General features: G+C 48.2%; 21 protein-coding genes. 10 read left to right on the forward strand and 11 right to left on the reverse strand.

Features of this window, described 5'->3' with window-relative positions:
* The first annotated feature begins 75 nt into the window (after positions 1–75).
* The gene (locus tag MHN31_RS07130) at positions 76–909 is read left to right on the forward strand and encodes a DUF4437 domain-containing protein (protein WP_239443887.1); all 834 of its coding nucleotides are present in this window, start codon (positions 76–78) and stop codon (positions 907–909) included.
* 52 nt (positions 910–961) lie between these two features.
* On the opposite strand, the gene MHN31_RS07135 is transcribed toward MHN31_RS07130, so the two are convergent.
* On the reverse strand, positions 962–1,318 hold the full coding sequence (locus MHN31_RS07135; protein WP_125560363.1) for a RidA family protein: 357 nt from the start codon (positions 1,316–1,318) through the stop codon (positions 962–964).
* Between the two features lie 256 nt (positions 1,319–1,574).
* Here MHN31_RS07135 and MHN31_RS07140 point away from each other — a divergent pair, with 256 nt between their 5' ends.
* The 4 genes from MHN31_RS07140 to MHN31_RS07155 all read left to right on the forward strand — a co-directional run bounded on the left by MHN31_RS07140 (position 1,575) and on the right by MHN31_RS07155 (position 3,629).
* Positions 1,575–2,198 (forward strand): DUF2589 domain-containing protein, encoded by a 624-nt coding sequence (locus MHN31_RS07140; RefSeq protein WP_049866568.1) that lies wholly within the window; start codon positions 1,575–1,577, stop codon positions 2,196–2,198.
* Between the two features lie 75 nt (positions 2,199–2,273).
* Positions 2,274–2,774, forward strand: coding sequence for a DUF2589 domain-containing protein (locus MHN31_RS07145; protein ID WP_125560365.1), 501 nt, complete (start codon positions 2,274–2,276; stop codon positions 2,772–2,774).
* 24 nt (positions 2,775–2,798) lie between these two features.
* Entirely contained in the window at positions 2,799–3,404 is a 606-nt protein-coding gene (locus MHN31_RS07150; RefSeq protein ID WP_239443888.1) for a DUF2589 domain-containing protein, read from the forward strand.
* Between the two features lie 3 nt (positions 3,405–3,407).
* On the forward strand, positions 3,408–3,629 hold the full coding sequence (locus tag MHN31_RS07155; RefSeq protein ID WP_125560369.1) for a hypothetical protein: 222 nt from the start codon (positions 3,408–3,410) through the stop codon (positions 3,627–3,629).
* Positions 3,630–3,688: 59 nt separating this feature from the next.
* On the opposite strand, the gene MHN31_RS07160 is transcribed toward MHN31_RS07155, so the two are convergent.
* The 6 genes from MHN31_RS07160 to MHN31_RS07185 all read right to left on the reverse strand — a co-directional run bounded on the left by MHN31_RS07160 (position 3,689) and on the right by MHN31_RS07185 (position 11,331).
* Positions 3,689–5,137, reverse strand: a complete 1,449-nt coding sequence (locus tag MHN31_RS07160; RefSeq protein WP_125560371.1) for a dihydrolipoyl dehydrogenase — start codon at positions 5,135–5,137, stop codon at positions 3,689–3,691.
* An 84-nt stretch (positions 5,138–5,221) separates the two neighbouring features.
* The gene (locus MHN31_RS07165) at positions 5,222–5,950 is read right to left on the reverse strand and encodes a glutathione peroxidase (protein ID WP_125560373.1); all 729 of its coding nucleotides are present in this window, start codon (positions 5,948–5,950) and stop codon (positions 5,222–5,224) included.
* Between the two features lie 196 nt (positions 5,951–6,146).
* Entirely contained in the window at positions 6,147–8,327 is a 2,181-nt protein-coding gene (locus tag MHN31_RS07170; protein WP_239443889.1) for an ATP-binding protein, read from the reverse strand.
* A gap of 69 nt (positions 8,328–8,396) precedes the next feature.
* Complete coding sequence (locus MHN31_RS07175) at positions 8,397–9,416, reverse strand: AraC family transcriptional regulator (RefSeq protein WP_194867744.1); 1,020 nt, start codon at positions 9,414–9,416, stop codon at positions 8,397–8,399.
* Positions 9,416–10,195, reverse strand: coding sequence for an SDR family oxidoreductase (locus tag MHN31_RS07180; protein WP_125560379.1), 780 nt, complete (start codon positions 10,193–10,195; stop codon positions 9,416–9,418). Before MHN31_RS07180 ends, MHN31_RS07175 begins: the two co-directional genes overlap by 1 nt.
* Positions 10,196–10,302: 107 nt before the next feature.
* Positions 10,303–11,331: a DUF4097 family beta strand repeat-containing protein gene (locus MHN31_RS07185; protein WP_125560381.1), complete on the reverse strand. Its 1,029-nt coding sequence runs from the start codon at positions 11,329–11,331 to the stop codon at positions 10,303–10,305.
* A 258-nt stretch (positions 11,332–11,589) separates the two neighbouring features.
* Between MHN31_RS07185 and MHN31_RS07190 the strand changes: the two genes are divergently transcribed.
* Complete coding sequence (locus MHN31_RS07190) at positions 11,590–12,375, forward strand: MBL fold metallo-hydrolase (protein ID WP_239443890.1); 786 nt, start codon at positions 11,590–11,592, stop codon at positions 12,373–12,375.
* Between the two features lie 191 nt (positions 12,376–12,566).
* Here MHN31_RS07190 and MHN31_RS24380 read toward each other — a convergent pair whose 3' ends face one another.
* A complete protein-coding gene (locus MHN31_RS24380) occupies positions 12,567–13,460 on the reverse strand; it encodes a GNAT family N-acetyltransferase (RefSeq protein WP_343224678.1) in 894 nt (297 codons plus the stop codon).
* Between the two features lie 640 nt (positions 13,461–14,100).
* Between MHN31_RS24380 and MHN31_RS07205 the strand changes: the two genes are divergently transcribed.
* Positions 14,101–14,571 (forward strand): GNAT family N-acetyltransferase, encoded by a 471-nt coding sequence (locus tag MHN31_RS07205; RefSeq protein WP_125560387.1) that lies wholly within the window; start codon positions 14,101–14,103, stop codon positions 14,569–14,571.
* Between the two features lie 260 nt (positions 14,572–14,831).
* Entirely contained in the window at positions 14,832–15,209 is a 378-nt protein-coding gene (locus MHN31_RS07210) for a response regulator (RefSeq protein ID WP_010384412.1), read from the forward strand.
* A 64-nt stretch (positions 15,210–15,273) separates the two neighbouring features.
* Here MHN31_RS07210 and MHN31_RS07215 read toward each other — a convergent pair whose 3' ends face one another.
* Complete coding sequence (locus tag MHN31_RS07215; protein WP_239443891.1) at positions 15,274–17,442, reverse strand: M3 family metallopeptidase; 2,169 nt, start codon at positions 17,440–17,442, stop codon at positions 15,274–15,276.
* Between the two features lie 171 nt (positions 17,443–17,613).
* Here MHN31_RS07215 and MHN31_RS07220 point away from each other — a divergent pair, with 171 nt between their 5' ends.
* A complete protein-coding gene (locus MHN31_RS07220) occupies positions 17,614–18,183 on the forward strand; it encodes a DJ-1/PfpI family protein (RefSeq protein ID WP_239443892.1) in 570 nt (189 codons plus the stop codon).
* Here MHN31_RS07220 and MHN31_RS07225 read toward each other — a convergent pair.
* Entirely contained in the window at positions 18,180–19,055 is an 876-nt protein-coding gene (locus MHN31_RS07225; protein WP_125560393.1) for a LysR family transcriptional regulator, read from the reverse strand. The two genes, MHN31_RS07220 and MHN31_RS07225, sit on opposite strands and share 4 nt — an antisense overlap.
* A gap of 97 nt (positions 19,056–19,152) precedes the next feature.
* Here MHN31_RS07225 and MHN31_RS07230 point away from each other — a divergent pair, with 97 nt between their 5' ends.
* On the forward strand, positions 19,153–20,544 hold the full coding sequence (locus MHN31_RS07230; protein WP_194867746.1) for an MATE family efflux transporter: 1,392 nt from the start codon (positions 19,153–19,155) through the stop codon (positions 20,542–20,544).
* A gap of 36 nt (positions 20,545–20,580) precedes the next feature.
* Here the strand turns inward: MHN31_RS07230 and MHN31_RS07235 are convergent, their stop codons facing one another.
* Complete coding sequence (locus MHN31_RS07235; protein WP_239443893.1) at positions 20,581–22,989, reverse strand: ABC transporter permease; 2,409 nt, start codon at positions 22,987–22,989, stop codon at positions 20,581–20,583.
* Between the last annotated feature and the right edge of the window lie 121 nt (positions 22,990–23,110).

Genomic DNA, 23,110 nt, shown 5'->3' on the forward strand with positions numbered 1-23,110 from the left:
CCAATTTATCGTTTGTATCTGAGGGCTTAAACTGATGTACATTCAGTTTGTCGTTTTCACAGGAAGATTATCTTCGTGGTTAAATCCAGTTTACTCAGCACGTTAATTATTTCGGCATGTTTTTTCTCTCACGCTTTAAAGGCTCAGGATACGAGTTCGGGTAGTAATGAGGTAACGATTATTAGCACCGAGCAAATTGAATGGGGTCATCTGAATCCGGCTCGGGGTGATAAGAGCCCGAGGGCTGCGAACTTGTGGGGAGACAGAACAAAACCTGGCGCGACTGGCATGTTGGTGAGATTTGAACCTGGCTTCTCGTCACCGCCTCATATTCATAATGTGTCTTATCGCGGTATTGTGATAGAAGGCCTGCTGCATAACGATGACCCTCAGGCCAAAGCGATGTGGATGCCACCGGGATCTTACTGGACTCAACCGGCTGGGGAAGATCATATTACGTCCGCCAATGCACCGGGCAATATGATTTACCTTGAAATAGACGAGGGTCCTTATTTGGTTAAGCCTTCTGCCGAACAATTTGATAATGGTGAGCGGCCTGTCAACCTTCACTATGCGAACCTGACCTGGCTGGACCAGCATACGTCAACACAGCTCAAGGGCGCAGATATTCAACTGGCAAACTTATGGCAGCAAGATCAGTTGACAGGCGTGTTGGTGAAATTACCGGCAAAATCAAAGGTGACCTTGTCCAGCTCGGGCACAGAATTTAAAGCGGTGGTGATCCAGGGGGCCATTACTGTCTTGCAGGCAAACACTCAGAAAAGCCCGGAGTTACGAGCAGGTAGTTATCTTGCCGCTCAGGGGGCTGTACAAATGGCGTTGAGTGCCAAGGCACCTGCCCTGCTTTACGTGAGGACAAACCAGGCATTTCACATGATACGTGAATAGGTCAGGTGTGTTCGAGAAAATTAGCCCGGCACAAAAAACCGGGCTGATTGTTTTAGGCTGGGTTGATCTCAGCTGCAATCACTGAAATCTCTACCAGCAAGGCGTCTCTAGCCATAGCCGCTTCTACACAAGCGCGGGCAGGTGCGTGGCCTTCAGGTACCCAGGCATCCCACACTTCGTTCATTTCACTGAAATACTGCATGTCTTTGATATAGATTGTGGCAGACAGGATATGCTCACGATCACTGCCAGCCTGAAGCAACAGCTCATCGACTTTCTCAAGCATAGTGGCGGTTTGTTCCTTAATGCCCTGCTCTGCGTCTTTACACACCTGACCACATAGATAGATGGTGCCATTGTGTTTGACGATGCGGCTCATGCGTTGTTTGGTATCAATTCTCTGTATCACGGGTGGTCCTTTATTCAATAAATAGTGGAACAAATAACAGGCTTTGATGGTATCACTGCCTGTTGCTCTGTGTAAGTGCTTTTGTCCCTTAATCCTCCAGCCTGTCTTTGCCAGATGTCCCCGAATTATTGCCTTAAAGCACCGATTGTTATTTCTGCCTGACGCCTAACATGGCATCCAACGTTGACCTGGTAGTGAACGTTATCTGAGGCGACATGATGTCGCGAATTTAAGTGTAATTTTTGAGGAGAATTTTATGTCTGGACTGGTATCTATGGCGCAGCAATTTAGTGGCTTACCTATGAAGTCGCTGATCGGTGGCCCACTGAAAGCTGCAACAGATGCAAATGGCATGATGGCACGTACGCAAACGCAGTTTATGCTTAGTACCTGCTTTGATAAATCAACCGGGGGGGCCCAGGGGAGTTCAAGTCAGCTCAAGCCAATTATGGTCGAGTTCACGCTGAGCCGTCCAGTGATCAAAGGCACAGCGACGTCTGAAGCGAATATCACGCTGAAGTTACCTTTGTTGACGTTGATCCCGCTTAACTCTCTGGCGGTGGATGATGTGAAAGTGCATTTCGAAATGGAAGTGTCCAGCTCAATGTCTAAGGACAATGAAAAGCAGTCTGAGCAGGAAACGGCGGCCAAAGCGGACATCACGGCAAAATACAATGCCGGCCTGTTCTCGGTAGAAGTCCATGGTTCTGTGTCGCACAGCAGTAAATCCAGTTCGAAACAACGTGAGCACTATGAGGCATCGAATAAAGCCAAGTATGAAGTGGATGTCCATGCTGGTCAGCTACCTTTGCCAACCGGTGTAACCACCATCATCAATGCCTTTACGAAGAACATCGACCCGATTATCGAAAAAGAGTAATCACCTGTAATAGCACCCAACCAGGGGAAGCCGTGTGCTTCCCTTTATTAACCGGATAAACACAAAGAGAATAACATGATCGAATTCCAATCACTCATGAAAGCGATCCATAAAGGGGTCAAAGATGCTGCTAAATCGGTTGAAGGCGAAACGCTGGATTTTGTGAAGCGCTTTTTTGATGAGCAAGATAATGGCAAAGGGAAAGCGCCCAGCTACTCACCCAAAACCTGCGCGATGGAGTTTCCCAGTCGCACAGAGCATGGCATAGACACAGTAAGTGCTGAGGTGCCTTTATTGGCGTTGGTGCCTATTTCTTCACCTCGTATCTCTGAAGTGAAATTTATTGCTGAGCTGGAGATCAGCAACAATGACCAAGATCAGCTGATGGTCGCGTTTGCCCGCAGCACAGCCAAAGCTGGTGGGCTGCGCAATAAGCTAATGGGCCAGCAGGATACTACTGAGAGCACGGCGAATGCGAGCCTGGAGATCACCTTGACTGGCAACGAACCGCCAGAAGGTCTGCAAAAACTGATTGAAGGATATGAGCGTGCACTCAGGGCGCAAATTCCAGGCTAAGCCACACAGTGTGAGGACTAAAGTATGAACAACAATATTGCGTCGCAATTTGCCGGTTTGCCCATGAAAGCACTGATCGGTGCTCCGCTCAAAGCAGCCACAGATGCCAATGCGATGATAGCAAATGCGCAAACTCAGTTTATTTTATCGACCTGCTTTGAAAAAGACAGCCATAACCACGGTCACCTGACGCCGGTGATGGTGACATTTACGCTGTCCCGTTCTGTACTGGAGAAGGACGGCAGCATCAGCAAAACCCCTTATGAGATGGAGATTTCAATCCCGCTGATGACGCTGATCCCGATCAACTCGCTGGCGATAGAGAAACTGAAAGTGTCTTTTAGTATGGAGGTGAAAAGCTCCAGAGAAATTAAAAAGCAGACATCACAGGAAAGCAAGCAGAGCCGCGCGCAGACTCGACAGCCCGAGCACGCGCATGAATTTGAAACAGAGCTACATGGCGCCTTGGCGAAATCTGGCAATCAGAGCCAGCAGCAATCAGGTTCGGCACATGCGAATTATGAGGTGATGCTCGAAGCGGGACAACTACCTCTGCCGCGTGGCATTACCACAATACTCGATATTTTCGCGAAAAACTTGACCCCTTTACCCCCTAAAAATGAGGATTAAACGATGAGTATAAAATCTAAAATTGACTGCCCTGAATGCGGCGTGCCTATCCATTTTGAATCCAGCCTGCTGTTGGCCGGTCAAGCGTTTTCCTGTTCTAACCCAAGTTGTGGGGTGACCATTTCACTGACTGCGACGGATAAAGAGGTGGTGTCTGATGCGTTTGATAAGTTTGAGCAGATGCGTAATCAAGCGACGCACCAGGCAGGTCGATACGATGCCTGAGCGGCGCGACTGTGACTAGCCCGGCAGTGTATCAACACGCCCGGGCTATGGTCTAGCTGTTAAGCGCCCGGACCACATTCCATACAATGCTGGATGATATCCGGACCAAATTTGAGTTTGGCGTTGAGGTTTCTCAATGCAGTACGCAGACCTTCTTCGATTACCGGGTGGTAGAAGGGCATATCCAGCATCTGAGGTACCGTCATTTTATTTTGTACAGCCCAGGCCAGCAGATGCGCCATATGTTCAGCTGACGGACCGATGAACTCTGCACCCAGGAACAGGCCACTGCCCTGCTCTGCATACAGATGCATATACCCTTTGTTTTTAAGCATCACTCGGCTACGGCCCTGATTCTCAAAGCTTACCTCACCAATTGCAAAGCAACCACATTTACCATATCGCTCATTGAGTTGCTTAAAACTCTCACCGACCATGGCGATTTGCGGATCACTGAATACTGCCGCAATGGGCGCGCGTCTCAGGCCGTTACGCACATCCGGGAATCGTCCGGCATTTTGACCAGCTATAGTGCCCTGATCGGCCGCTTCATGTAACAATGGGATCTGATTGCTGGCATCACCAGCGATAAAAATATGGCTGTCGCCACATTGCATCGTATAGGGGTCGGCAAGCGGTATGCCGCGCTCGTCCAGTTCAATGCCGGTGTTTTCAAGACCCAGTTTATCAACATTGGGTACCCTGCCCGTTGCCGCCAGTACGAAGTCAAACTGCTCTGTTTGTGGTTTACCCTCGCGGTCAACATAAGTCAGCTGTGCCTTATCACCAACTTGCTTCATATCAGATACTTTGGCATCGCTGTCGACATAAAACTCTTCTGCGAAAACGGTATTGGCATAGTCCTGGATCTGCGGATCAGTCAGTGGTCCAATATTGCCCCCAACGCCAAACAGCTTAACATTGACGCCCAGACGGTGCAGTGCTTGCCCCAATTCGAGACCGATAACGCCCGGACCAAACACGGCCACAGACTCAGGTAAATCCTGCCAGTCGAATACATCATCATTGATGATAAGCTTGTCGCCAAATGCCTGAAAAAAGCCCGGGACATTGGGTCTTGAGCCGGTAGCGATGACAAACCGTTTCGCAGTGATCACGGTATGGTCGTCGATTTGAATCCGGTTGGCATCTAAAAAGCGTGCATACCCTTTGATCCGGTCTTGCTCAGGCAGCTCATCCACGGCTTCAAGTACAAAACCAACAAACCGGTCGCGTTCGCTGCGCACCCGTGCCATCACGGCTTTACCATCGATTTCTGGCGCTGTGGTATTGACCCCAAACTTGGGTGCTTCGGTGACACTGTGTGCAGCTTCCGCTGCGGCAATCAACAACTTACTGGGCATGCAGCCGACCCGTGCGCAAGTCGTGCCATAAGCACCGGCTTCGATCATTAACACTTTGTCAGTAGATTGTTTGGCATTTCGATAGGCGCTAAGCCCGGCAGTGCCTGCACCAATGACGACGACGTCAGTTTCAAGTTGTTTCATGTTTTACCTCTGAGCAAGGGGAGTTGTGGGGCTGTTAAGCCCCTTTACACTGATATTGGCCTAATAAATAGGCCGCTACGGGCATTATGCGAAGTGCGCATCCAGGTCGTCTGAGCCGCCAATGTGTTTACCGCCAATGAACACCTGCGGCACAGTTTCACGGCCAGACAGTGCTTTAAGGCTGGTCAATGTGGCTTGTTGACCTAACACCAGTTCTTCATATACCAGACCTTTCTCATCAAGAAGTGCTTTCGCTTTGGCGCAGAAAGGACAACCAGGTTTGGTAATAATTGAAACAGGCTGAGGTTTAACCTGCTCTGGGTTGATGTATTCAAGCATAGTATCGGCATCTGATACTTCAAACGGGTCGCCCGGTACGTCTGGTTCAATGAACATTTTTTCAATAACGCCATCTTTAACCAGCATAGAGTAACGCCAGCTGCGCTTACCAAAGCCTAAGTCTTTTTTGTCAACCAACATACCCATGCCTTCAGAAAACTCGCCGTTTCCGTCCGGGATAAGTGTCACATTCTCAGCTTCCTGATCTTTGGCCCAGGCATTCATGACAAAGGTATCATTTACTGAAATACAGACGATGTCGTCGACACCATTTTGTTTGAATACGCCAGCCAGCTCGTTGTAACGTGGCAGGTGTGTAGATGAACAAGTTGGAGTAAAGGCGCCGGGTAGTGAGAAAACCACCACTGTTTTACCTTTGAACAGGTCATCTGTGCTGATATTTTTCCATTCGTCGTTTTCACGTACCGGGAAAGTTACCTGAGGAATTGTCTGACCTTCGATATTGTTTAACATACTGTTTGTCTCCTTTGATTTCGATGTAGCCATTATCAGGCGAATCGATTCATTTGTATAATGGGTTAAATTAATCAGTTCAATTGGAAAAATAGAATGAAAATCTCGCTCAGTGGGGTGCACTCATACGATGGTGCTTTTAGCCTAGTTCGAATTACTCTAAATTAAAACAGTAAAAAGGAAAAGGTAGCTGGGTTTAGTCGCCTGAGGGCGCTCGCGCAGTGAGAGGAAGTGTCAGTGTGACCCGCAGGCCGCCTAATGAACTGTGAGACAAGGACAGGTGTCCCTGGTGTAATTCTGTGAGTTTCTGACAGATTGACAACCCCAGACCAGAGCCACCCAGATCACGACTGCGGGATTTATCGCAGCGATAAAGTCGTTCGGTGAGGCGGGGCAAGTCTTCGTCACTGACACCCGGGCTGGAATCTTCAAAATGGCACTCTAGCTGTTCATCTTGTTGAGCAATGGTGACACTGACCTGACCGGGTTTGTTACTGTAATGGCAGCTGTTGCGTGCCAGGTTGTTGAAGATCTGATGCATCCGGTTTATATCGCAGGTAATGTCCAGTGAGTCTGGCAGTGTGTTTTGTGCATTGAGTGTCAGGTCGTTCTGTTCTATTAGTGGCTGGATTGCACTGAGTAACTCATCAAACAGCGCTTTTGCGGGTCGGGTTTGCAAATCCAGTTGCAGGCTGTGTGTGTCTGCCTGCGCCAGCTCGTAAATATCAGCAATGAGCGTATTTAACATAGACAAGCGGCTTTGCATCAGTGTGTAAGTGGCATCCGGGTCAGTAATTAAATTGTGTTGTAGTGCTTCTATATTGAGTTTGAGCACGGTCAGAGGGGTTCTTAGTTCGTGGGATACATCCGCCAATAACTGCTGCTTGAGTGTCAGCGCCTGGTTAAGTACTGCGGTTTCTTTTTCCATCACTTTACGTTTTTTCAGGTGATACAGATAAAACATCAGGAAAAAGTTTAACAGTACGATAATAGCAGCTGCCAGAGTAACACTTTGTAGTTTGTTTTGGCGCTTTTGTTCATCCAGTCCGCTTTGTAACTGGTTCACTTTGAGGGTCTCTAAATGGAGTTCAGCATCACGTTTTTTGGCTTCAAGGCGAGTCAGCCTCGACTGCTCTGTCTGTTGTTCAAGTAACTCTGTGGCCTGTGTCTGATAGTGCAGTGCTGATGCAAAGTCTTGTTGTTGCTGATAGGCAAACGCGAGCACTTTAGCGGCTTCCACCATAGTATTAGTTGGCTCGCCTTTGAAAAAAGGCATTAACTGTTCAATCGCCAGTTCTGGGTTCTTGTGACTCAATGCTCTGGCATACCAGACAAGATGTTGGCTGTGGAGTAGCTGATTATGAACCGGGTTGATTAAAGTCAGACCCTGGCCGATGAGATTCGCGGCCTGAGGGTAGTTACCTTTGGCCAATTCAACACGACCCAATCCGGCAATGGCCCAGCCCAGGTTGCGCTTATGGTCGATTGATTCACTGAGGACTTTTGCCTGTTCATATGCTTTATCGGCCGCAGTTAGATTGCTCAATTGGAGGTATTGCTCAGCGATCCGGATCTGGTTTTGTGCCATATAGAGGCGGTCATTGACCTGCTCGTCATAACGATATGATTGGGTGAAGGCGTCGAGTGCGGCCTGGTGATCACCAAAATCGACAAAGATGTCTGCCAGACCATAATAAGTTGCGGATAACATGGCTTCGTCCGGCACGCTTTGTTGCTGAAGCCAGTTAAGCTGGGCCTGACGACTTTCCAGTGCCCTGTCTAACTGGCCAAAGAGTTTGTATATCCTGGCTTCGGTATCAAAGGCCGCGTTGTGCAACGGGATATTATTGTCTAGTTCAGCATAGTGCTTTGCCAAAGCAATGTGTTCAATGGCGTTCAGATCCGGGCTGCCTTTTGCGACGGCATTGGCGGCCATACGATAGGCGTGGCTGAGCATGCGCCAGTCCTGAGTGCGGGAGAAAAACTCGCTGGCTTTGAGAAAGTGGGTTTGGGCACTTTGGTTGTGGCCCAGCCGAAAGGCCAGGTCGCCGTTTACCCAGTGGTATTTGCCTTGCATAGAATCGTCAGGGTGCGCGTTCAAATGCGTCGCGAGTGCATCAAGCCTGTGTTGTGCGCGCTCATACTCTCCCAGTCGTACCAAATGCAAAGCCGTACGATGCAGCACAAAGGTTCGCTGTTGTGCCGTGAGTGTTGATTGCGTGAGTAACGCCTCGCCTTCTTCCAGTGCAGCGCGAAAATTTTTCTTCCCTTTTAGGGGAAATTGTTGCTCATAGGTGGCAAAATCTACGCCGTGTGAGACCGAAGGCCACAGCACACAGAGTTGGGCTGCAAAGGTTAAGGCGAGTAAATTTTTCAAAATCAGCGTCCAAAAGTATGACACTGAATTTTATGTGCTATGAGAATAAACGCCTATCCAACTTTTCTATTAAATTGAATAATTCTTGCTTGCACAGTGCTCATTCTGGTTTCGGAAGTGGCCTGGAGGCACCCCATTCCACTTGTTAAACGCTCGAATAAAGGTATTGGCATCGCTAAAGCCCAGCAGAAAGGCGATTTCCTGCAAAGACATGCTGGAGCGACGCAGATACTGTCGGGCAAGGTCGGATCGCAGCGCGCTTAGTAGCGACTGAAAGTTTGCTGATTCCCCATCAAGTTTACGCTGTAATGTACGTTTACTGATCGCCAGCTTGGCCGCTACCTGCTCTGCGCTCACTTGCCCTGAGGGCAGTAATTCCATCAGCAGCGCTTTGACTTTTTGCGTCATGCTGGCGCTGGCATCGAGTTCAGCCAGACGCTGGGCCAGATCATTTTCAAAAAAAGACCACATCGCGGCGTTTTCAGTCATAAAGGGTCGCTGTGTGTCCGCCTGATGAAAACGTATCGCCACCTGATTGCTGAGTGTCAGACTGGTGCCAAAATAGTCTTCAAAATCAGCTATATTGTCGGGAAGCTGTGTCACATATAGGGTTTTGGGTATCACCTGTGTACGGGTTGCCAGGCGAGCAAGTTGGGTAAAAAAAGCCAGCTCACACAGGCCCAGGGATTTCGGCAGAGGTTTATCGTAGCCATAGCAATCCAGGCTGAGTAACAGGCCCTGCTTATCTTCGTGTACGTCCAGGGTCAGCGGCCCGATCAGGGGCTTGTAGCTGCTAAGACGGTGCATGGCTGCACTCAGATTGGCGCTGCACAGACAGGCAAAAATGGCTGGGTCGAAGGCTTCCACATTTAGATGCTGCGCTAACTTCAGCGGCAATGTTTCACCAAGCTGCGCTTCCATCGCATGCCACAGGTCAAAATACTGGGCTGCTGTCACTGAGGTAGGCAAGCTGTGCCACAGGTCGGCTGGTAGCTTTGCCTGTTTTAACAGCAGCGCCTGATCCAGGTTGAGATCTTTAAATAAGATCAGGCAATGTGGTGACAGGGTAAATTTTGCTGTTCGCTTCATTATTTTTCCATTGTGCGGCGTGACAATGCAAGTACCAGTCGGCGAGGTAGCAGAGGCACTATCCAGTTGAGCATAAAGTTTAACATAGGGTCATTAAAGGCCAAGAGTTTACCTTTTTGCATGGCCTGATAACCACATTTGGCGACTGATTGTGGACTTTTTCCTTGTTTAAAGACTGCAAGCTCTTCCAGATTACCGGTTTTGGCAAACTCGGTGGCAACCGGACCCGGGCATAGCGCCGTCACACTGATCCCATGATCGCCTAGTTCTTCTGCCAGTGCCTGAGAAAAAGAAGTCACAAACGCTTTGGTTGCGTAGTAAGTTGCCTGCAATGGCCCCGGAAGCAAGGAGACGGTGGACGAGACGTTCAGGATTTTACCATGTTTGCGGGCTGTCATATCCTGTACGAAGAGATGTGTGAGTGCGGTCAGGCTACTGATATTGACTTGGATCATGTCCAGATCAGCCTGTAAATCGCGTTCATGAAAAAAGCCATGGCCCCCAAATCCGGCGTTGTTGATCAGGATATCAATTTCGATATCCTGGCGTTTTGTTTCGTTGTAGATTGCTTGCGCTGACGTCGGGTCGGTGAGATCAGCCGTGATCACGCAAGCGTTGACACCATGGGTTTGTTCCAGCTCTTTTTTCAGGGCATTGAGCTTGTTTTCAGAGCGGGCGACCAGAACTAGGTCACCGCCCTGCTGGGCGTGTAAGCGCGCTAGTTCTAAACCAATACCAGAAGATGCGCCTGTGATCAGGGCTGTGTTTGCGTAAGTCATGAGGTCACCTTATTACCAGAAGTTATGCGCTCATTGTAGAAGCTGAACTCACATAATACACTGGCAAAAGGTGACACTTTGCTTGCAAAAGGTGCCGTTATAGGGGGTTAATCTCGAATATTGACTTCGCCACGGACCTTTTCGATGCGCTGACCGCCGGAGGAATCACCTGTGATGGTAAGGCCACCTGCCTGAATGACTTCAATGTCGCCGGAATCATCGTCGATGGTGACATGGCCTTTGATGTTTTGTAGCACCAGATTGCCACTGCCATCATTGACCTTGGCATTACCCTGTAAGTCCTGAACCCGCACAAATCCTGAGTCGTCGCGTAAATCAAGCGAATTACCGCCGCGGATCTCAAGGTTTCCGGAGCCATCTACAATGGTCAGGTCACCGCTCATATCGGTCAGACTGATGTTGCCTGATTCATCGTCCAGGGTAAGCGAACGTCCGCCAATGATTTGGATATCGCCGGAGCCGTCCTCAATATCCAGATCACCACGCACGTCGGTAATGTATACCTGGCCCGACGCGTCATCGAGTTTCAGCTGGCTGCCGCCCTGAATGGTAATGTCGCCTGAGCCATCTTCGATATCCAGCATGCCACTGACGCCACGGATAAGCATTTGCCCTGAGCCGTCATCAATTTTAACATTTGCTGCGCCATTGATGCTGATGTCGCCCGAGCCGTCTTCCAGTTCGATGTCTCCGGTCATGCCTGAGATAGCAATGTCGCCTGAGCTATCGTCAATGTCCAATGCAAGGCTATTAGGTACGCGGACAGTCAGATCAATTCTGGGGCTATTACCGCTGTACCAGACGATACCAACCCGGGCATTTTGTTTTGCGATCAGTCGTGCGTTGTTGCCGTCCTGCTCAAGCGTAAGCTGATAACTGTGATCTTTGTCTGTCAGTATTTTTGCATCAACTTCTATTTGTGAGAGGGTGTCGTCACCGATGATATCCAGTGAGCCTGAACTGGTATCTGCCATCAGGCTGTTCAAATTTGTGGCGTCCAGCGTCAGGGTTTTGTGCAGCTCCACGTCTGCCACTGTTTTACTGTGGCCATCAATATGAATCACACAACCACTGAGTGCGAGTGCTGCGAATAAGGGAGAAAGTTTTTTGATCATGGCGCAATTCCAATTTGTTATTTTTTTCATATGCCATGAACAAAGCAAAACAGATGCCAAGAATGTTAGTTATTATATATCAATGTATTATGTGTTTTTGACGTTCATTTGGTTGGACATATAGTGGCTTGATTTAGTGAAATTAACCAAATGTTGGTGTATCTATCTATTTGCTAAGCATGGCCTTGTCACGGGAATGTCAATTATTGCATCTAGTATTGGGTGTGTACCGAGTGGCGAATATTGACGAGCAGACCGATGTTAGATTCGATAGTGGCCCGGCCAACACAAGATAAACCGCATCGCACACACTCACAGGTGTCAGTGCCAGATTGTGCGCTCTTTTTGGGTGTTGGTGCGGCCAGTGCGGCAGAGCTTGGTAATGCTGCATGTGTGATTTGTTGTGAAGACACCCCCTGGTTACTCATTGATTGTGGCCACGACACCCTGGCGCGATTCAAACGCGCGTTTGGCTGCCACTCTTTACCTCAGGCCGTATTTATCACTCATCTGCACTACGATCATATTGGCGGCCTGGAACAGCTGTATTTTAAGGCGGCATTGAGCGGGCAAAAAGTACGTTTATATGTACCAGTTCAGCTTATTCAATCTTTGTGTGCGATGTTGGCCTACACTGGATTGGCTGAGCTACGCGAAGATATCTGGCATACGTTTGAGCTGCACCCGGTTGGTGAACACTTTTTCCATCAACAGCTTCGGCTGAACTGCTATCCGGTTCGCCATCAGGCGCCTGGCAGTGCGTTCTCTTTGCATCTTCCTGGGCGGTTTTTTTATAGTGGCGATACCCGCCCAATTCCCGAGCTACTGATCCATCACGTGACTCAGGGAGAAATCATTTTTCATGATTGTGTGGCGTCTGGTAATCCCAGTCATGCCGGGTTGGACGATTTGTTACGAGAGTATCCCCCAGCTATTTTGAACAGATTGTGTGTATACCATTATCATTCACAAGAGGATGTGCAGGCGTTTGATGATGCCGGCATTCGTTACGCTAAACCACAGCAACCCATTCCCTTGTGTTAAGCCCCTTTACAGTGTTGTGATGATATTACCAGTTTCACATATTACCAGTTCAATTTGAAGGAGCGCATTGACGCTAACGGCGTTAAAAATTTCTCATTTAGAACCTTATACCTTAGCCATAGATTCATATATTTTAGCCTGGTTATCGACACTCTTTTCTCGCCTCAAAATAGAACACTTAATTAAGCAACTTAGTATAATCTGATCTCGGCGAGCATCTCTTCTTCCTCTTCATCGAAGCCCGTTTCTGCAAAGCCAAAACTGCCATAAAAATCTTTGGCGACCGGATTGTCCGGTACATAACAGATGGCGATTTCTGTCACCTCTGGCTGGCTCCGGATCTCCTCCAGCGCCGCTTTTAGCGCTTGTCTGCCTATGCCCTGCTGTTGATAAGCTTTATCAATCATCAGACGCCAAATTGAAATGCGGTGCGGTTTTTCAGGAACCCACATCAGTAGCCCGACTTGTTTATCCTGATAGTTGATTGCACGTACTTCATACCCCGGATTATGGGCAGCTTCCAGTAAAGTCCATTCGTTGGGGGCCACCAACGGCTGTTGTGGTTCATGTAGCGCAAGGTCACCCAATTGTTCGAAATTTTCTTGCCACACAGTGCTTAGGTATACCTTTGGGAGAGGCGCTTCACGATGCCACTCCATCAGATAAGCGGTGTCGGTCCAGCGGCCTTTAAATTCAAAAGACATGTCACTGAGCAAACTGCGCATGCGTTCATTGCCTTCCACATAGACGGCAGAAATTATCTGACAATCAGACTTGGCTCTGAGCTGTGTGAGTAACTTTTTCAGGGCTTGCCTGGCAAATCCCTGACGACGGAAGCGCTTGTCTATTGTCAGCTGTGTGATGGTATATTCATGTTTTGTGCCCTCTGGTTCCATAGGGTGATACTGTATAAACCCGACCAGTGTTTGATGATGGTAGATCAGCTGGTTTCGGTAGTATGGAAAAAACGCTGATTCGGCCAGGGCTTCGGCTGGCGATGCGATAAAACTCAGGTCTTCAGGCAATAATTGTAGCGTAAATACATCACTGTAATTGTCTTTACTGGTTGCTTTTAATGTGATCATGGCATCTCCTTTTTTCCTTATATAGGTCCGAATTGGCGTAAACCCAACCTTTTTGTGTTTTTTTCATACAAGTGAGTGGGTTGGTTTAAGTCCTTGCATTATAAGGAATTGTATATATGTGTCGGACAATTGGCCTAGTTTTTAGGATAATATTTGCACTATTTTCTGGTGTTTTGGGTAATTTTTTGCTATCAATGTTACTACTTTTGGTTGTAGTGCATCTTCCTTTATTAATACTTTTGTGGTTTTTAGGTTGGGAAGAAGCATAGGAGAGTTGTTTATGTTGTTTTCACAATCAGACCGTACTGGCCAGAATCAGTGCTCACTGCTTTTCACAACGATTGCCACCATATTGTTGCTTGCTATCACACTTTGGCTAGCCTGAATGGTAAGATGCCATGGAGGGTATGAATGGCTATTGATCCGACAGATGTGACAAGGTCCCGCATCCTACGTTAATCACATGCTGCAACATGTTTCCTTACCATATAATCTGAATATATTTAGTTATATTTCCCGCAAAGTACGTTAAAATACCCTTTTATTTTGTCGCACCAGTCATTACGCTTAACCTGATTACGTGTCGTGTAAATGAGGTCTGGCTGGGCCCGGAAAGTAACTGTCAGTTGAAAGGAAAATTATGCAACTAGTTGATTTAAAACCAGATGATCCAAGTGTTAGAGAACTATTTGCAGAAATTGACCGCCTGATGAATACCCTCTACCCCATTGCCAGTGATCAGTCTTTGGCACTGGAAGAGCTCAATCAACCCAATGTACGTGCTGTGGGGCTACGAAACGAAGAAGGCATAGTGGCATGTGGCGCCATCGTTAAACAATTCGATAAAACCTTATACGGTGAAATAAAACGTTTGTATGTTAAACCTCAGTACCGGGGCAAAGGGTTGTCTAAGCGTATCATGCAAATCTTATTGCATTACGCAGGCGATGCACAAATTCCACTGATCCGCCTTGAAACTGGTGTGAAGCAGGAACAGGCAATTAACCTGTATGAAAGCCTTGGTTTTGACCGTTGTGAACGCTTCGGTCTGTACCGCGATAATCCGCTCAGTGTGTTTATGTCTTTGTCACTAAATAAAGAGTCAAACTAGGAATTTTCCTGATCCTTACGAGTAAAGTCGACTTTGCTGATATCTTGGTCTAATTTTTATTCTTATTATCGGTGAAGTTATACCAATTTGCTTAATTAAGCGTTCTATTTTGAGGCGAGAAAATAGGGTCGATAACCAGGCAAAAATTTTGCTATTTAGTTGTTCTAAATGAGAAATTTTTAACGCCGTTAGCGTCATATTTGCTTCGTCAAAATGAACTCGTATTAAGTGAAATTGGTATTAATATTAAGGAGAGACAGGTGAAAATACTGGTTGTTGATGATATGGCGTCAATGCGGCATGTGATGATAGGTATGCTCCGTCGGCTTGGTTTTACAGACATAGATGAAGCGACAGATGGCAAACGAGCACTGGAGTTGCTCGAGGCAAAACCCTACCAGTTAGTGATTTCCGACCTGAATATGCCACACATAGATGGACTGGCCTTACTTCACGAAATTCGTACCAGACCAGCACTAAAAAATCTCAAACTTGTGATGGTGACCTGTGAAAACGGTCGAGAGCGGGTACAGCAGGTGTTACTAGAAAAAGTGGATGGGTTTATTATTAAGCCATTCAGTATGGCAACATTGGAAAAGCAATTTAAAAAGCTGCACTTACTTGAGATCATTGAGTAGCGCTTTAAAAACGCCGTTTGTAAAGAAAAAGCCCTGTTATAACAGGGCTTTTTTGGTTTTACGGTTACTTGTCTGCATTAACCGGGAAGCCGCGATCTAACATTAGGGCTTCTACCGCCGCATCACGACCACGGAACTTGCGGTACGCCTCTGCCGGGTCCATTGCGTTACGTACAGAGAACAGGTAGTTCACCAGACGATCAGCGACTTCTTCGTCATAAAAGCCACCTGGTGCGCTGGCAAATGCCTGTGCTGCATCTGATGTCAGCACTTCGGCCCACAGGTAGCCGTAGTAGCCGGCTGAATAGCCTTCACCTGAGAAAACATGACCAAAGTGTGTGGTGCGGTGACGCATGACAATCTCTGATGGCATACCAATGGCAGCCAGTTGAGATTTTTCAAATTCAACCGGATCGCCAATCTGAGCTGGATCTGTGGTGTGGAACTTCATATCCATAATGGCTGATGCCAGGTATTCAGTGGTGGCGAAGCCCTGATTGAAGTTGGCTGCTTGCTTGATTTTATTCACCAGTGTTTTCGGCATTGGCTTACCCGTTTCATGGTGAACCAGGAAACGATCAATGACTTCATCGGTGACCAGCCAACGTTCCAGTAGCTGCGACTGGAATTCAGTGTAGTCACGTACGCCCGAGTTAGAGCCAGGGTATTTTACTTTAGAAGACAGAGAATGCAGCGCATGTCCGAACTCATGGAAATAGGTCACAGCATCGTTCCAGGAGATCAGGCTAGCCTGCCCTGCTGGTGCTTTGACGAAGTTTGAGTTGTTTGAGCTCAGTACGTTGGTTTTGCCATCAAAGGTGGTGTGGCCGCGGTATGAGGTTGCCCATGCACCTGAGCGCTTGCCCTGACGAGCGAATGGGTCTAAGTACCATAAGCCAATATGCTCACCGCTGGTTTTATCGGTGACTTCCCATACACGTACGTCTTCATGGAAGACAGGTACTGACCCTTCTGGCACTTCGGTAAATTCGAAGTTAAACAGGCGGCCCGCGACGTAGAACATAGCGTCACGTAGTTTGTCCAGCTGAAGGTATTGTTTAACTTCGTTAGAGTCCAGGTCGTACTTGGCTTTGCGCACTTTTTCAGAGTAAAAGCGGTAATCCCAAGGTTCAATCTTAATGTTGGCGCCTTCCTTATCTGCCAGCGCTTGCATGTCTGCCACTTCTTCTTTTACACGGGCAATTGCGGCTGGCCAGACTTTGTCCATCAGCTCCATCGCGTTTTTCGGATCTTTAGCCATGCGGTCTTCAAGACGCCATTGTGCGTAGTTTTCATAACCGAGGAGCTGCACTCGCTCGTGACGTAATGTCAGGATTTCATTAATGATGGCTTTGTTATTGTGTTCACCGGCATTATTGCCACGGCTGTAGTAGTTCTGCCACACCTGCTTACGTAGCTCACGTTCCGTGGAGTACATCAGGAATGGGTCCATGGAAGAGCGGGTATTGGTAACCGCATACATACCTGTTTTACCGCGTTCTTCAGCCGCTGCAGCCGCAGAGGTAATGTAGGACTGAGGCAGGCCAGAAAGTTGATCTTTCGTCAGATAAACGACATAGCCTTCTTCATCGGCAAGTACATTATTGGCAAAGTCTGCGTGTAGCTTTGATAAAGCGAGGTTAATTTCGGCGTAGCGATCAGCGGCTTCACCTTCTAATGTGGCACCGTTACGGGCAAAGCTGTTGTACTGTAGCCAGGTGATACGCTGTTCTTCAGCACTCAGTTGCTTAAACTCTTGGCTCTCATACACTGTTTTAACACGCTCAAATAACGCCTTGTTTTGGGTGATTTTAGAACGGTATTGAGCGTACTTAGCCATCAGGCCGCCCTGCATTTGGCGAAATTCAGGAGAGGAATTGTTGGCGCTCCAGATACCAAAGTAGGTAAAAAGGCGATCCAATGCCTGACCTGAACGCTCCATTGCAACGATAGTATTGTCGAACGTCGCTGGTGCGGTGTTGTTGGCAATCAGGTCAATTTCGCTTAAGTGATCAGCCAGCGCGATGTCCAGCGCTGGCTCAAGATCTGTCAGTTTTACTTTATCGAATTGAGGAACGCCCTGATAAGGACCGGTAAAAGGCTGTAAAAGCGGGTTTTGATATTGCTTTTCTGCAATTGTTGGCGTGGCTGTGCTGCTTTGCTGCGTGCTGCTACAACCTGCCAGACCGATCACGACGGCGGCGCTAAGTAGTGTTAGTTTGATTTTCAACATAGTTGGTTTTCGCTTGTTGGCATTTTATTGCCAAGCATACTAAAAGACAAATTCATGAAAGTGCAATCAGATCTCGATTAATCGCCAAAATCAAAGTGTAAATAGATATGAATGGCTAAGATCTGCGCTACACTAAGGGAGCTCAAAAACTTCCTTATTCTGGATCATTCAATGGAAATCGGTATTTTTATTTACGATGGCGTTGAAGTCTTGGACTTTAGCGGCCCATTTGAAGTGTTCAGCACGGCTGCTCGTTTTGTAGACGAGCCCGTAAACGTCAGCCTGATTGCACCCAGTCATGCACCCGTCAGTTGCCGTGGTGGTTTGTCTGTAAACCCGCATTACAGCATTCACGGTCATCCCAGATTTGATTTACTGATTGTTGCAGGTGGGCAGCATCAGCATGTACTCAGCAATACCTCTGTGTTGGCCTGGCTGGCTGAAACAGCGACGCATACCCGTCGCTGTGCATCAGTGTGCACTGGGGTCTTTTTGTTTGCCGAAGCTGGGCTAATTGACGGTAAATCAGTGACCACGCATTGGGATGATTTGGCACGGTTGCAATCCAGTTATCCGCACCTGAAAGTGTGTGAGGATAAACGGTTTGTCATGGATCAGAATTTTACCAGCTCTGCGGGAGTGTCAGCAGGTATCGACATGAGCCTTGAGCTGGTAAAGCTGCACTTTGGCAAATCATTGGCGATTAAAACGGCCCGCCAAATGGACTATAACTGGCTCTAAAGTGCCATTGATAAAGCGGTGTCGTAAATCCAGTGAATGACGGGCCCTGTTGCTTTGTCTCTGCGCCTGACCAGACCCATGTCTACGGTCAGAGAGCCAGGAATATGTCGGGTGGAAAGCGTGACAACCGCTTCGTTAAACCAGTGAGACTTTACGACATGCTCAGGCACCAGTGCCCAACCAACACCTCTTAAAACCAGGCCTGCAATATAGTAATAGCTGTCTACATGCCAGTGAAAAGAAGAAATAGCCTGAGACTGGCTGTGGCCTATGCGGTCTCGGATCACTAGCTGCCGATGCTGATTTAATTGTTCTACGGTTGGCTGAGAGTGTGATGCCAGCGGGTGATGAGGGGCGACTATCAGGCGCTGCTCAAAGCTGCCAAGCGGCGTAAAATCGAGACTTTGTGAAAGAGGCTTTTGATGAAATAAAATGCCCAGATCGGCTTTTTGTTCATCAACCCAGCCCGCAATATCATCCTGTGAACCGTTTAATATAGATAGTTTCAGGAGAGGAAACTGATGTGACAGTTGTTCAAACAGGGTTTCAAAGGCATTGATGGGAACAGCCTCATCCATGGCGACGGTCAGAGATACTTCCTCTCCGCAGCTCATAGAGAGCGCCCTGGACTGTAACCGCTGGCATTGCATAAGCACCGCTTCTGCCTCCGCGAACAGGTCATGCCCCGCGGCATTTAACACCGGCAATCGAGCTGAGCGGTCAAATAACTCAAAACCCAGATCGGTTTCCAAGTTGGCTATAGCTGTGCTGATCCGGGACTGGGCTTTACCCAGTTTTCGGGCGGCTGCAGAAAATGACCCCGTTCTTGCGGCAGTCACAAAGGCTTCCAGTTGATCGAGTGTCCAGTGCATAAAGGCTCCAAAGTATCCGAAAAGCGGATAGTAACTAACTTTCTTTCATCCGATAGTTAAGCATAATAGCGGGTATTCGCAATGAGCGGGGAGTTTTATGCAAACGCACGATGTTGAGCTGACAGAGCTCAGTCAAAATCACAAAGGTCCGGCGAACAAGCACAAAGATTCGGTGATCCGAACATTTTGGCGTTACACCATACCGGCTATCGCAGCTATGATGGTGAACGGGCTGTATCAGGTTGTTGATGGGGTATTCGTTGGCCATTTTATTGGGGCCGATGGTTTGGCTGCGGTGAATATCGCCTGGCCTGTAGTGGGCCTGATAGCGGGCCTGGGTGCACTGGTAGGCATAGGTGCGGGGAGCCTTTTGTCCTTGTTTCGAGGTGCCAAAAACAGCGTTCAGGCGCATGCTGTGCTGGCAACCAGTATCTGGTTACTGCTGATACTGGCAGCGATAACCAGTTTAGGTTTGTATGCTAGTGGCAGTTTGTTGCTTGATTTGCAGGGCGCCAGTGGAGAGGTACTTAAGTTCGGTTACAGCTATTTGTCGGTATTTGGCTGGGGGGCGTTAGCGACCATGGCTGCAGGCGCCTTGCCCATGTTGATCCGCAATGATGGCAGTCCGGGCGTGGCTACGTGGTTATTAATCCTCGGTGCACTGACCAATATTGTACTGGATTATGTGTTTATCGTGTTATTGCAATGGCAGCTTGCTGGCGCAGCCTGGGCCAGTGTGGTTTCGCAATCTCTGGTCGGCATACTGGCGCTCAGTTATTTTTGCTCATCAAAAGCGGGTATCGGACTGCGCTTAAGCAGGCTAACTTTTTCTTTGAAACTGGCGAGGCGCGCTCTGATCCAAGGGGCATCCGGGTTGGTGATGTTTTTGTATTTTGCTTTTATTACTGCGCTGCACAACAAACAGTTACTGACTTATGGTGAGCCGCTACACGTCGCTGCTTTTGCGCTCATTGGTTATATTGGGGTGATCTATTACTTCTTTGCTGAAGGGGTTGCCAGTGGTATGCAACCACCGGTGAGTTATTATTATGGTGCAGGACAAATACAAAAGATCCGCGCAACCCTTAAGCTGGCATGCCAGGTGAGTTTGTCGGTTGGTCTCGTTATTGTGCTGTGCCTGAACGTGTTTCCCGAAGCGATCGTGTCCTTCTTTACTCAGGAGCAAGCACTACTCAATGAGGCGCAACGTGGTGCACGTTTGCATTTGTCTATGGTGTTTCTGGATGGGTTTATTTTTCTTGCTGCCATGTATTATGTAGCACTGGATCAGGGGGGAAAATCTCTTCTGATCTCACTGGGGAACATGGCCATTCAGGTACCATTTTTATATATGCTGCCACATCAGTTTGGCGTAGATGGAGTATGGTTATCAGTGCCAGTGTCAAACTTGGTGCTAACCTTGATTGTGGCACCTGTGTTGTGGCGGGATTTATCGCGATTAAAACAGGTCACAGAGGTCCGCGGTTAGTATATAAAAAGGGGGGATGGAAACCCCCTTTACACATCATAACAACCGCTTGGTTGGAATATATTGGCGGGCTGTGATTAGACTGATAACCACCAGGGTCACAATCACACCGGCTAAGCTTGCTGCAATGAGTGTCAGGCTGGGAGAAAATACCATTAATGTGTCGAGCCACGGCCAGCTCAAGCTTATCGCGATCACTGCAAGTGTAAGGCTGAGCAATGCGGGCTGCAAAAATGCACGGATCCTTGCCAACAATACCTGACGACGTTTTGCTCCCAGCATCAAATGAACTTTGACTACCCCTTGCTGAAGATAAGCTGCGTAGCTTTGCAGGCTGTATACGCCATAAGCAGTAATGATTAGGATCAGCAGATTGATAAAGACCAGCAGCCAGGTTGTAATACGCCGATATTGATGGGCGTGTGCAACTTCTTCTTCCAATGCGCGCCACTGGGTTAGCACAAATTGCGGATGCTGTTGTTTTAACCGCGCACTGAGTTGTGTTTTGCTCAAGGTCACCCCTGGTGCAAGTTTAACCAGCAGGTAAGTCGCTGAGCCAAAGTTAGGTAGGTAAATGCGTGCCGGTGAAATAGGCTTTCCGGGCAATTGCAGGTCTTCGATGACCGCGATAATGCGTTGTGCTTGTACACCATCAATTTTCAGCGTCTTATTCAGCACTTCACCACCCAGTTGACGGGCGAATGTGCGATTGACTATTACTACGGGGCGTTGCTCCTCGATGTCTTGTGCGGTGAAGGTCCGCCCTCCAATAAGCTTTTGTGCCAGTACTCTAAAGTAATCCTGATCCACATTACGGTGAAATGGCAGATAACGGGTATCGTTCCAGGATGCAGTGACATTAAACTGGAAGTCATCTTTAAGTGGGGTGCGGGCGAAACTGGCTGCTATTACACCAGGCTCTTGCAGCAAAGAGTGTTTAAACGCTTTTGCCATTGGTGCATAAGCTGACCAGCCCTGCCAGTCAAGAGTGGCAACATTGAACTCCAGTTCATAGATCTGTTGGGTGTCGAATCCCAGCGGGTGAGTTAGCTGCTTCAGGTTGTCCCTAACGAGCTGAGTACACGCCAAAACTGCCAGGGAAACTAACAATACCTGAGACGCAACAAAGCGCCTGATTGTTGTTTGCGATAGTTGTGCAGCCTGGCCTTTGCCGCTGCGTTTGAGGCTGTTCAGTAACTTTTCTGGCTGGCAATGTTTGTGGCTTAAGATCATAAACAAAGCCAGGATTACACTCCCCAGCAGGCATGCCAGCGATACGATCTGCCAGTTAACGGTCAGCTGTTCACCTTGATAAATGAACTGTGATAACCATTTACTGCTATAGGTTAGTGCCTGATGCGTTAGTCCCAGGGCGAGCGCCAGTGACGGGGCTATTAATAAAGTCAGCTGGCACAATAAGGTATTGCGCAACGTTGTGTATTTTGCGCCAACCACAGAACGCACAGCCAGCTGATGCCGACTTTGCAGAATCTGGAGCAAAAATAGTTGCGCCAGATTCAGGCTTGCCAGAAACAATAACGCCAGCGTACAGGCAAAGACAATAAAAATAACCGGATGGTCACCACGCAATGCAGCTTTCAGGGGGTGTCCGGTTAGACGAGATTGCCAGTCCCTCAGTTGTGCAGGTGCATGCAAGGCTGCTGATCCATTTACTTTGGCTTGTAAGCCAACAAGTTGCGTTTGAGGTGTCGGCGTACGCAACAGGACTCGAATGTTCGGATCAGGGCTTTGCCAGTACTCTTTATATTCAGAGTTGTTGAAACGCCAGGGCAGCCAAAGCTCTGGCTGCCAGCCAGGTTTTAATAGTTCGGGCGGATGATATTTTGAGTCAACAACGCCCTGTATAGGGTGACGTATCCCATTGATATTGAGATGGTGCTTTAATATGTCTGGTGTCCCACCGAAAGCGGTTTGCCACAGGGCATGGCTGATCACAGCACCCTGTGGCTGAGTGTCTGGCGCAGCTAACAACGCATTGCTGTGACCATGAATGAGTTCAGCTCCCAGCATCGTTTGCCAGTCGCCACTGACGTAAGCGGTTTTAATTTTCTCCTGATAGGCAGTGTTCAGGGGCACCTCTTCGGCATAGTAAAGGGCTAGCAATGCTTCATTGTCTGATGCCGAAGAAGGCTGACTTATCGCATCTAACAGCTGCGTGAGTGCGGGATAAGGCCAGCCCTGATCATTCAGTCCAGCGGCACTGGCCTGACGGTGATGACCCAGCAGATGTACCTGCTGTGGCTGGGGGTAGGGGAGCGGCTTAAACCAAATGTGGTAGAGCACAGCAGCAACACAGAGCACGGCACTGAGAGTTAGTGTCAGCAGGACAAACATGCTCAATGCCCAACGTGCTTGCTTGCGCAGTTGCATAAGCGCTGGCTGAAAACAGGTGAACCAGATAAAGTCGCGATAACGCTGTGACATGGTCAACATCCTTTTAATGATCCGTGATGAGGGTTGAGTCTACAGCAAAGAATGAACCAGAAAAATTGTATAATGATAACAATTGGTTATATATTTCATGCTGCTATCAATCGCAAAAGCG

The sequence above is a fragment of the Pseudoalteromonas sp. McH1-42 genome (assembly GCF_022347845.1).
In the GTDB taxonomy this organism is placed as follows: Bacteria; Pseudomonadota; Gammaproteobacteria; order Enterobacterales; family Alteromonadaceae; genus Pseudoalteromonas; species Pseudoalteromonas rubra_D.